The 11364-nt window shown below is 46.6% G+C and carries 10 protein-coding genes and 1 pseudogene; 7 read left to right on the top strand and 4 right to left on the bottom strand.

Going from position 1 to position 11364, the window contains the following annotated elements; translation table 11 throughout:
• The 7 genes and pseudogenes from nifH to B7990_RS14720 form a co-directional block, all read left to right on the top strand.
• Positions 1-119: pseudogene (gene nifH, locus B7990_RS15270) on the top strand (nitrogenase reductase); the annotation flags it as partial.
• Between the two features lie 26 nt (positions 120-145).
• The gene (locus B7990_RS14745; protein WP_088641635.1) at positions 146-1750 is read left to right on the top strand and encodes a nitrogenase component 1; all 1605 of its coding nucleotides are present in this window, start codon (positions 146-148) and stop codon (positions 1748-1750) included.
• 17 nt (positions 1751-1767) lie between these two features.
• Complete coding sequence (locus tag B7990_RS14740; protein WP_085491306.1) at positions 1768-3120, top strand: nitrogenase component 1; 1353 nt, start codon at positions 1768-1770, stop codon at positions 3118-3120.
• 374 nt (positions 3121-3494) lie between these two features.
• Positions 3495-4706, top strand: a complete 1212-nt coding sequence (locus B7990_RS14735; RefSeq protein WP_088641634.1) for an outer membrane beta-barrel protein — start codon at positions 3495-3497, stop codon at positions 4704-4706.
• A gap of 18 nt (positions 4707-4724) precedes the next feature.
• Entirely contained in the window at positions 4725-5753 is a 1029-nt protein-coding gene (locus tag B7990_RS14730; RefSeq protein WP_088641633.1) for an ABC transporter substrate-binding protein, read from the top strand.
• Between the two features lie 11 nt (positions 5754-5764).
• Positions 5765-6580, top strand: coding sequence for an ABC transporter ATP-binding protein (locus B7990_RS14725; protein ID WP_088641632.1), 816 nt, complete (start codon positions 5765-5767; stop codon positions 6578-6580).
• A gap of 8 nt (positions 6581-6588) precedes the next feature.
• Complete coding sequence (locus tag B7990_RS14720) at positions 6589-7341, top strand: ABC transporter permease (RefSeq protein ID WP_254917559.1); 753 nt, start codon at positions 6589-6591, stop codon at positions 7339-7341.
• Between the two features lie 98 nt (positions 7342-7439).
• On the opposite strand, the gene B7990_RS14715 is transcribed toward B7990_RS14720, so the two are convergent.
• The 4 genes from B7990_RS14715 to B7990_RS14700 all read right to left on the bottom strand — a co-directional run bounded on the left by B7990_RS14715 (position 7440) and on the right by B7990_RS14700 (position 11318).
• Positions 7440-8351: a PLP-dependent cysteine synthase family protein gene (locus B7990_RS14715; protein WP_088641630.1), complete on the bottom strand. Its 912-nt coding sequence runs from the start codon at positions 8349-8351 to the stop codon at positions 7440-7442.
• A 10-nt stretch (positions 8352-8361) separates the two neighbouring features.
• Complete coding sequence (locus tag B7990_RS14710; protein WP_088641629.1) at positions 8362-9519, bottom strand: PLP-dependent aspartate aminotransferase family protein; 1158 nt, start codon at positions 9517-9519, stop codon at positions 8362-8364.
• A 300-nt stretch (positions 9520-9819) separates the two neighbouring features.
• Complete coding sequence (locus B7990_RS14705; protein WP_088641628.1) at positions 9820-10662, bottom strand: class I SAM-dependent methyltransferase; 843 nt, start codon at positions 10660-10662, stop codon at positions 9820-9822.
• A gap of 239 nt (positions 10663-10901) precedes the next feature.
• On the bottom strand, positions 10902-11318 hold the full coding sequence (locus B7990_RS14700) for a NifB/NifX family molybdenum-iron cluster-binding protein (RefSeq protein ID WP_088641627.1): 417 nt from the start codon (positions 11316-11318) through the stop codon (positions 10902-10904).
• Between the last annotated feature and the right edge of the window lie 46 nt (positions 11319-11364).

Below are 11364 nucleotides of genomic sequence, written 5' to 3'. Positions count from 1 at the left end.
AACTTGCAAAGAACATCGACGAAAACGAGCTCTTTACCATCCCGACGCCGATGACGCAGGACCGCTTGGAACAAATTCTCATCGACTACGGCATGATGGAAAAGGACTACTCCATTTAGCGAGAACCGGCAGGAGGTAAAAATCTATGGCATCAACTAACATTAATTTAAATATGACCTCGGTCGAAAACCGCGAATATCGACTGGGTACCATTATCGGTTGGGACGGCAAAGCCAGCGACTTGATCAAGGAATCTGCCTACGACGAACGCAGCGCGAAAAAGCACGGTGGCTGCGCAAGCAAGGGGGCCGGCTGTAAGCTTTGCGAATTGCACTCTCCGCTCAACCAAGAAACCATGTGCTCCAACGCTATTGTCCAGTGCCAAGTGGGCAACCTCACGGACTGCGCTTTGATTGACCATTCTCCAATCGGCTGCAGCGGCGAAAACTCCAAATTCAACCTTTCTATGCATGTGGGCCTTAAGCGTCGTGGCAAGCCTTTGCAGAATACTTTGAACATCAGCACCAACCTTAAAGAACAGGACATGGTGTTCGGTGCTTCTGAAAAGCTTCGTCAAACGATTCGTGATGCAAAAGAACGTTTCAATCCCAAGGCTATTTTCATTGGCATGGCTTGTGCTACCGCTATTATCGGTGAAGACATTGACTCCATCGCCGAAGAAATGGAACCTGAAGTTGGCGTACCTATAATTCCGCTGCACTGCGAAGGCTTCCGTTCCAAGCATTGGTCCACGGGCTTCGACATTGCATTCCATGGCGTTCTCCGTCAAATCGTGAATCGCCATCCGACCAAAAAGCAAAATGACTTGCTCAATATTGTTGCTCTTTGGGGAACGGACTATTTCTCTGAAATGCTTGCTCCGCTTGGGCTCCGCGTCAACTACCTCTTGGATACTGCATCTTTCGATGAAATCCGCCAGGCTTCTGAAGCTGTCGCGACCGCTACCTTCTGCGATACTTTGGGTGGTTACATGGCTACCGCACTTGAAGAATCCTTCGGCGTTCCGCAAATTGATGCTCCGCAGCCGTACGGTATCAAGGGCACTGACGAATGGCTCCGCGCTATTGCAAAAGTTGTTGGCAAAGAAAAAGAAGCTGAAGAATATATCGAAAGTGAACACAAGCGTATTGCTCCGAAACTCGCTGAACTTCGCGAATTTTTCAAGGGCAAGAACGGCATCGTGATGACGGGTTCTGCTTATGCTCACGGCCTCATCAGTGTTCTTTCGGAACTTGGAATTGGTCACGATGCAGCCCTCGTGTTCCATCATGACCCCATTTACGATGGTGCAGGAAAGCATCAAGACACCTTGAAGGAACTTGTGGAAACTTACGGCGACATTCCGCACTATACTGTAAGTAAGACTCGCGCCTTCCAGCTTCCGCAGCTTTTGAAGCGTGCCAAGACGGACTTCTTGCTTATTCGCCATCCGGGCCTTGCATCTGTCGCGGGCCACCTTGGATTCCCGACCCTCACCATGGGCGACGAACATATTCCGGTGGGCTATCAAGGTATCCTCCGCATTGGCGAAATGCTCAAAGGCGTTCTTTCACGTACAAAGTTTAACCAAGTTCTCAAGCGTAATGTGAAACTCCCGTATTCTGATTGGTGGCTTGCTCAGGACGATCCGTTCTATTTGACGCATCACCCAGAAGCACTTAACGACCTTCCTGAACCGAGAAATCTCAAGTTCAGCAAAGGCAAAGAATCTAATTCAGAAAACGCATAATAAGGGAGATTTCGAAAATGTCAGAAGCACTTAAAACAAAGAAAAAAAGCAATTCTATTTCGGACCCCCGCTATTCTTGTGCAGTCGGTGCGTCCAATACGGTTGTCGGCATCAAGGGTGCAGTTCCTATAGCCAACTGCTCTCCGGGTTGCCAGCTTAAGCAAACCGCATTCCTCACTTTTGAAAACGGCTTCCAGGGCAGCATTTTCGCTGGTGCTGGTAACATGCCGAGCGCAAACTCCACTGAAAACGACATCGTGTTCGGCGGCATCAAGACTTTGGATCAGTTGATTAAGTCAACGCTCAAAGTTTTCGATGGCGACCTCTATGTTGTTCTCACGGGTTGCGTGGGCGGCCTCATTGGTGATGACGTCCCCAGCTTGGTGAATGAATATCGCGATTTGGGTTACCCGATTGTGGCTGTGGATACCGCAGGCTTCAAGGGCAATAACCTTTTCGGTCACGAAGAAGTGGTAAACGCCATTGTCGATCAGTTTGTGGGCGATTACAAGGGCGAACGCAAGAAGGGTCTTATCAATCTTTGGTTCGAAGTTCCGTATTACAACCAGAACTGGCGCGGTGATTACCAGGAACTTGCCCGTATTCTCCGTGGCGCAGGATTTGAAGTGAATGTGCTCTTTGGACCTGAAAATAACGGTGTCAAGGACTGGTTGCGCATTCCAGAAGCCCAGTTTAACCTGGTGGTTTCTCCGTGGGTCGGCGTGAGAAACGCTGAACACCTTGAGAAAAAATATGGTCAGCCGTTCCTCCATATTCCTGAAATTCCAATCGGTGCTGAAGCAACTGCTGCATTTATCCGCAAAGTTGTTGATTTTGCCGGAATCGATAAGGAACAGAGCGAAAAGTTCATTGAACAAGAAAATGGTATTTATTACTACTATTTGGAACACTTCTCTGAATTCTTTGCTGAATACTGGTACGGTATGCCGAGTGAATTTGCAATTACTGCTGATTCCGCTTACACGCTTGCCTACACCAAGTTCCTTGCTGACCAAATCGGCCTTATTCCGCGCAAGGCGATTATCACGGACGATCCTCCGCAGAAATTCCGCAAGACCATCGAAGATGCTTTCCATAACATCAGCGAAGGTGTCGATGTTGAAGTGGAATTCGAAGAAGATGGCTACTTGATTGAAAAAGCTATCAAGGAAGTGGATTTCTCTTCTGGAAAGCCGTTGATTCTTGCTTCTTCTTGGGAAATCAATCTTGCCAATGATAAGGGCGCTTTGTTCTTCGAAATCACGCCTCCTTCCAGCGAAACCTTGATTATCAATCGAAGCTTTGTTGGCTACAAAGGTGCACTCAATCTTCTCGAAAAGATTTACAGTGCATCTGTTGGCGGAAAATAAGTTACTGCTTCTTCACTATCATCAACAAAAGTGCCGACTGAATCATCAGCCGGCATTTTTTATAGCTGTTCACTATTTGTTTATAATGTTTATAGAATTATCTTATATGTAAAGACAAACCTTATATCAAGTGATAAAAATAAAGTATTTTACAAACCGTTTTTTGTTTTCTAATTTATGCACCGCAATCGAGGACGCTGTGTTCCGATGCATTCACAAATCAACACGAGGATACCTATATGTGTTGTAGCTGTAAATTCTCCAAGTAAATAAGCCGCTACCTTTTTTTCGAAGGTTGATTGGCGATTCTAATTGCGCGCAGAATATTGCTCTGCGTGGTTTCCCAACTCATAAAAAATTTAGGAGATCTTTCCATGAATTTCAATATTAAAAAAACTGTAGCTCAAGTTATCCTTTTGTCTTCATTTACTGCTTTTGCCGCTGAACCTATCGCGGTTACCACGAAATCTGGCGTGAGCGCAACACTTTACGGTTTTGCATCCTTGAATGCCGCCTACGAAGACTCTAAAAGCAATAACGGCAACTTTGCAAACTTTGCCGCTGCATCGGACATTACCAATAAAAACGATGGTGGCTGGTATTTTACGCCGAACTTGACTCGAATAGGCGTTAATCTTTCGAGCGGTAACGATACTGCCTTCTTCAAGGCGAACGGTAAAATCGAAGTTGACTTTTATGGTGGCGGTTCCGGCAATGCGCCTAATCCGAGACTCCGTCATGGTTACGGTGAAATTTCCTTTGGCAAGTCTGGCTTCTCTATTTTGGGCGGTCAGACATGGGATTTGATTTCTCCGTTGGTGACTCCGACGCTTAACGCAGGCGTTCTCAACAATTCTGGTGATGCAGGCCTTCGCAGGGCGCAACTCAGGCTTACTGAAAAAATCCCTGTTGGCGAAGGTTCCCTGGATTTTGCTGTAGCTCTAGTCCGCACTATTGGCGAAACGCAACCTTACAACACTTCTTCTGCCTCGGAAACTGGCGTTGACGCTGATATTCCTACGATTCAGGGACGTATCGGCATAGCGCTTCCTCTTTGGGTCGAAGGCAAGAAGTTTGGCTTAGGTGTTTCTGGTCATTATGGCCAAGAGGAAGTTGACCTGGATGCCACCGGCGATACTAAGGAAATTCCATCATGGTCTTTTAATGTGGATTTGACGCTTCCCATCACAAGACACTTTACTGTTCTAGGCGAATACTTTATCGGTGCAAATCTTGATACATACGCGGCAGGAATTGGACGCGGACTCGTTTCAAATGCCGATGATCCTGAAAACGTAAAGAGCATTGGCGCTTATGGCGGGTGGGTCGCCTTGCAAGCTAAGTTTGTTCAAAAGGTTGCCTTTAATGTGGGTGCTGGGCTTGACAAGCTCAAACGTGAAGACATTAGAAAAGTCGGTGGCCGCGAACAGAACTTCTCGTTCTTTGCAAACACGACTTACAATTTGACAGACGAGTTCTCGCTAGGCTTTGAATACCTTCATATCCAAACGGATTACTTGACCGCTAATACGGTAAAGGACGCCGACTTGAATCGCTATCAACTTTCTGCAACTTATACCTTCTAACAATGGAGAAATTTTACAATGACTCAGAATAAACTGTACGTTCGAATTGCGTTGGCTTTTCTTTTTCTTCTTGCCTGCGTATCATCTACAATTGCTGCAGATAAGCTTTCTATCGGTTATCTTTCTTCGACGGGACATGCTAAATTCTACATTGCGAAAGATGCTGGCATTTTCGAGAAGAACGGACTTGACGTGACCTTGGTGGAATTCTCGAATTCCGGTGACGGCATTGCCGCTGTTCGCGCAGGTAAGCTTGACGCCGGTGCCTTTGGCTCTCTTGCTCCGCTCATCCACATTTCGCAGGGTGCTGACATTCGCGTTATTGGCGGTATCATGGGTGGCGACCAGGCCGTTATTACTCGTAAGGAAAATGCCGGTTCCGTCAAGAAGTTGAGCGACCTCAAGGGCAAAAAAATCGCGACGATCCGATTGGGAACTGCCGACGCCATTGTTCGTGGCGGCCTTAAAAAAGAAGGTATCGATTGGCGCAAGGATGTCTCCATCGTAGAACTCAAGAATCCGCCTGCCGTTATTGAAGCCGTAAAGAACGGAAGCGTTTACGCTGGCGTTACTTGGGGTCCGCATGACCTCCGTGCCGAAGAAGCAGGCCTTTCTGTGGTGCTCCGCAGTAAGGATATCAATCCGGGGCATATCTGCTGCCGCCTGATTGCATCGCTCCGCAAGCTTGAAGGCCGTGACGATATTTACAAGCGCTTGATTAAATCGCTTTTGGAAGCCGAGGAGGTTGTGCAGAATGATCACAAGAGGAGCGTTGAAATCATTGCGAAGTGGATTAAGCTTGATACGGCTCTCGTCAACAAGGCTTTCTATAGCGGTTATGTCACGCAGGATACCGACCCGAATGTTAAGGGCGTCGAATTCTTCTGGGATTTCTTGAAGGATGCAGAATTCATCAAGTCTGACAAGAATGTCTCTGAATATGTCATCACGGACTACTATCGCAAAGCGCTTGCCGAAATTCGCAAGCAAAAGCCGAAGTCCGAATTCTACGCTCAGGCAGAAAAAATATTTAAGTCTAGGAATTAAGGAATTTCAACATGAATCAAACGCAAAGCGGTTTTGAAGTAAAAAATCTCGTTTTTTCCTACGATGGTAAGCCCATCCTGAAAGACATCAACTTGAAAATCAAACCTGGCGAGTTTGTGTGTCTCTTAGGCGAAAGCGGAAGTGGCAAAACCACTTTGCTGAACCTTCTCGCGGGGCTTACTAAGCCGAACGAGGGGCATGTCTATTGGAACGGAAAGGAAATTGAAAAGCCTTCCGCAGAAAGGAGTGTAGTCTTTCAGGACTACACCCTTTTTCCTTGGCTTACGCTTCTCCAGAATGTTTCGCTCGCGATCAAGAAGACTAAAAAGGTCAATGGGCGTTTTGCAAAACATTTGGCAGAAGAATACTTGAACTTGGTGGGGCTTTCGGGTAGCCTTAATAAATATCCCTTTGAACTTTCGGGCGGTATGCGTCAACGCGGAGCCATTGCTAGAGCGTTAAGCGTTGGGGCGGACGCCCTTCTTTTGGACGAACCTTTTGGAGCGCTAGATCCTGTAAATCGTGCGAGCCTTCAGGATTTGGTCCTTGAACTTTGTCGCGGCGTAAAAGACCGTCCGATAACAACTTTGTTTGTGACTCATGATATTCGCGAGGCTGTTTATCTGGGGAGCCGGATTATCGTATTGGGATCTACGCCTGGCCGCATCATTGCTGATATCCCTTTGGATTTTCCGGTGAAGAAAAGCCGCACTGAATGGTTCCGCAACGAAAAAGTCCAAAAAACAATTGTAGAAATCGAGGAAGCCTACCACAAGGACATTCTTGAAAAACTAGGCCATACCGTATTGGAGGGTGCAGGCATATGAGATTTTTTGTGAAATATCTATCTAAATTTTCGGGATTTTTATTCCTGCTGTTGTTGCTTGGTATCTGGACGCTCATCAGTAGCGGCCCGGAATGGAGTAGTCAATACTTGTTTCCGTCGCCAAAAGCGATTGCGGAAGCTCTTTTCAATTCGCGTGAAGAACTTTTGCGGAGTGCTGGGGCGTCGCTTCTAAAGCTTGTTCCTGCTTACTTTGCGGCGGCCTTCGTTGGGATTTCCCTTGGAATTGTTTCTGGATCTGTTCCTTGGGTGGGCAATATGTTAAAACCCATTTCTCGATTTGCAGCACCCATTCCGCCGAATGTTTACATTCCTTATGCGATTGCCATTTTGCCGACATTCTACCTTTCTTCCACATTCATCATTTTTATTGCCGCTTTTTGGCCCATCTATTTGAATACCGCTGCCGGTGCCGCTGACATTCCTGAAAAGTACAAGCGGAATGCGGCCATCATCGGCATAGGTCGATTTGAATATTTGTGGAGAATTGCTTTTGTCGCAAGCCTTCCTTCTATTTTTTCTGGGCTTTCCGTAGGCATGGGGCTTTCGTTCATTATGCTCACTGTCGCGGAACTCTTTGGCGAAAATACGGGGCTTGGGCATTTTGTGCAATTTTATGCAGACTATTCCGATTACCCCAACATGGTTGCCGGAATCCTTTGGACGGGTATTGTTGTCCTTGCGATTATGGAGCTTTTTGAATTCGTAAAGCGCAAGGTTTTGTTTTGGACAAAGGCGAATTAATTGATTTATAAAAGCGACTAAGAAAACCCCTGATGTTTTAAACATCAGGGGCGTTTTTTTTACTTTTATCTCGAATCTATCCTTAAACCAATATTTAATTACTTGTACAAACCCTTGCTAAAGTAGCGGTCGCCACGGTCAGGGGCAATGAAGACAATGTTTCCTTTTGCGCCTGATGCAATCAGTTTCTTGGCTGCTGCGAAAGCGCCGCCCGACGAAGAGCCTGCAAAGATTCCTTCTTTCTGGGCGAGTTCACGAGAGCCGCCAAAGGCATCGTCATCGTTGATTTTGATGACCTGGTCAACAAGCGACATATCCATGGTGTCGGCGATAAAATCATTTCCGATGCCTTCGATGTTGTAATCGCCGTGTTCGCCGCCGCCCATTGTAGAGCCTACGGGGTCTGCCAACACACCCTGGATTTTCGGGTTGCGTTCCTTGAGGGCTTTGAGAATGCCGCTGTATGTGCCGCCACTCCCTGCGCCTGCCACCACATAATCGACGTGTCCATCGAGATCGTCGTAAATTTCAGGACCTGTCGTTTCGTAATGGGCGCGCGGATTTGCCATGTTGTGGAATTGCCTGAGCGATATGGAATTCGGAATCTGCTTCAGCAATTCTTCGGCTTTTTTCTCGGCTCCAAGCATGCCTTCTTCGCGCGGGGTGTTGATGAGTTCTGCTCCGAGAGCGCGCAATAGCGTCTGCTTTTCTTGCGAGAATTTGGTCGGTACCACGAAAATCACGCGCACACCGCGGTTGAGTGCCGCAAAGGCGATTCCAAGCCCTGTATTGCCTGCTGTTGCTTCGATAATCGTTCCACCGGGTTTAAGCGTTCCTTTGGCGAACGCATCTTCGACCATATAAAGCCCGGCGCGGTCTTTTACGCTGCCCGAAGGGTTCCAAAGTTCGAGCTTTACAAATAAGTTTACGCCTTCAGGGATGCCGACATGCGTTAGTTTGACAAGCGGAGTTTTCCCGATCAAGGATTTCATTGATTCGTAGTAATGCATATTCCGCTCCTTATGCCTTAGCCGCTTCAATGGCTGCGTTTACATCCGAGATGATATCGTCGACTTTTTCGATGCCCACGGACAAGCGGATGAGTCCGTCGGTGATGCCGACTTTTTCGCGGATTTCCTTTGGAATGGACGCGTGTGTCATTGTGGCGGGATGGCATACGAGACTTTCAACGCCACCCAGGCTTTCGGCGAGAGAAACGAGCTTCAGAGCTTTAAAGAATTTCTTGATGTCGTAGTTTTCGCGGAGTTCAAATGAAATCATGGCACCGCCATTTTTAGCCTGCTTCTTGTTGATTTCGTAACCTTGTGCTGTCGGGAGGCCCGGATAATAAACGTGCTTCACGGCTTCGTGCTTTTCGAGGTAGCGGGCGATGGTTTCGGCATTTTCGGTATGACGATCCAGGCGAACGCCGAGCGTCTTGATGCCGCGAATCAAAAGGAAGGAATCGAAAGGTCCGAGTACTGCGCCTGTTGCGTTCTGCGTAAAGGCGAGGCGTTCAGCGAGTTCCTTGGAATTGACGACGGCAAGTCCTGCCACCAAATCGCTATGACCGCCAAGATACTTTGTAGCGCTGTGTACTACAATGTCTGCGCCCAATTCAATCGGACGCTGCAAATAAGGCGTCATGAATGTATTATCGACGATGGTCAAGATATTGTGCTTCTTGGCGATGGCTGCAACACCTGCCAAGTCCGTCACCGTCAAGAGGGGGTTTGCGGGGCTTTCAACGAAGAACGCCTTGACATCGGGCGTGATCTTGGTTTCGAGCGTCTTCAAATCGGTCGTATCTTCGATGGAATAGCTGATGCCAAGATTCTTGAAAACTTTATCCAGGACACGGAATGTGCCACCGTAGACATTGCTTGAAATGATGATGCGGTCGCCTTGCTTAAAAAGCGAAAGAACGGTTGTCGTGGCGGCCATGCCCGAAGCGAATGCAAAGCCTGCGACGCCACCTTCGAGTTCTGCAATTAAGGCTTCCAACGCAGCGCGCGTCGGATTTCCTGTACGGGAGTATTCCCAACCCGAGTTTTCGCCAAGACCGTATTGCTTGTAGGTCGAAGTCTGGTAAATGGGAACGTTGACTGCTCCGGTAACCTTGTCGCCATCAATGCCGCCGTGAATGAGTTTTGTTTCGATGTAGTTGGAATGTGCCATAAGATAATAATCTCCTGTGACGCTATTATGTGATAGCGCCTTTGTTTTTTTTGAAATTTTTGAATAAAAAAATCCCGCTGCGGAACGTAAAACCGAGCGGGAATCTGTTTAAAAGAATAGCCTAAAAACTAGATGCCCGTCCGACATCGACAACAACACACGAAATTCAAGCTATTGAAAGAAAAATTCATTTTTATATCCTATTTCTTTTGTAGGTTTTAATTTAGATAATGCCTTTCGCTTTGGCAAGAGATTTCTTTATACTATTTTTCTGGAACTAGCAATAACGATTTCCTATAATCACTTTATTGCTGCGATTAGACGCACGGAATCAAACGCTTTAAGGTTTCCCGTCCGAAAATAGCGCTGCTGCAATGCGCTTTCTCCAAGAAATTCATCGACCTTGAATCCGTTGCGTTCAAGCGCATCGAAAACTTCATGATCGCGAAAACCTTCCGCCATTGTTTCTCCGCAATCAGCTACAATCTTTTTCAGTTGCAGAACTGGAGCCGTAAACGCTCCCTTTTGCAGATAGTCAAAGATGATCGAAATTCCTGTTGTTGCGATTTCCGAGAACTGACGAATCGTTTCTGCAAATACGGATAGCGGCAGATAATATGAAACGCCCAATATGCTGACAACAGTTGGCTTTTGACGATCGAAACCGTTTTCTACAAGTTTGTCTATAATTCGATCTTTGCTGAAGTCAATTGCAACAAAATGGACATTTTCTGCAATGTTCCAATGGAGTTCTTGAATGCGTTTTTTCTTGTAGCTTTGTGTGGCGAGCAAATCGAGTTCAAAAACTTCGACATTCGGATTCTTGTTGCGAAACGAGAACGTGTCAACACCGGCTCCGCAAATCACGTATTGAATTTTTCCCGACTGGGATTCAAGTTTTACGCGGTCCTCGGCAAAGCGGCTTCGAGAAAGTACAATCGGAAGAAAATATTTTCGATTGAAAAATTCAACCGAATTCTCCGATTCCTGCGGGAATCGCTTTAAGATGAAATTTGAAACTTTCTCGTACTCTTCTTGTCCCATAAAGTCCAGTGCCAAAAAGTCATTGAAAACCGTATGGTCCGAATGAGACGAATGCCAGGCACGGGCAAAAGCGCAAAGTTTTGCCGTTAAACTTTCCATTGTTTTAATCCTTAATTTTTTTGAGTTGTGGTCAAAAGACCATAAAAAAGCCCGTGCAGGAGAACCTTACACGGGCGAGAAAATCATTCAATACCGCAATAAGCGCCCGTCAACATCGGCCGCTCAAACAACAAATATTTGCAAATTGAATATTCATTTAAATTCCTATGAAATTGGTAGGAATTAATATAAAATCGTTTTGTTATTTCGTCAAGATGTTTTTTTTGAAAAAAGCGGTTTTATACATTCTTGTTTTGCAACCCCTTGATTCTGGCGAGGCGTTCGGCAACTTTGTTTCGATATACATTGATTTTGGCAATGGCGTCTGCAATCGGGAGCGCAATATCAAAAGCGCGCACGTTAAATCGGGCTAACGACTGAATGGCTTGCGGACCGAGCTGTTGGCAAAGAACGTAATCCAAGTCTGCAAGATTTTTTGCAGCCGCGAACATTGATGAATGTTCAACTTCTTGTCGCCCGCACGTTCCGTCTCCGCACGAACCGTCACAGTGTTCCGGCTTTACGCGGACTTCAACTTTTTCAAATTTCCCGCTCACATCATCGACTTCATAAATGTCGAATGCTGCCGCATGTCCAAAATGGACATTGACATTGACGCCATCGTTCGTGGCGACTGCTACTTTGTATTTAGCCATGAGAGAATGTCTCCTTTACACGGATGCGATCCATGTAGATTTGTGC

It is taken from the genome of Fibrobacter sp. UWB4, assembly GCF_002210345.1.
Lineage (GTDB): Bacteria > Fibrobacterota > Fibrobacteria > Fibrobacterales > Fibrobacteraceae > Fibrobacter.
This window is presented reverse-complemented; position numbering and strand designations above follow the sequence as displayed.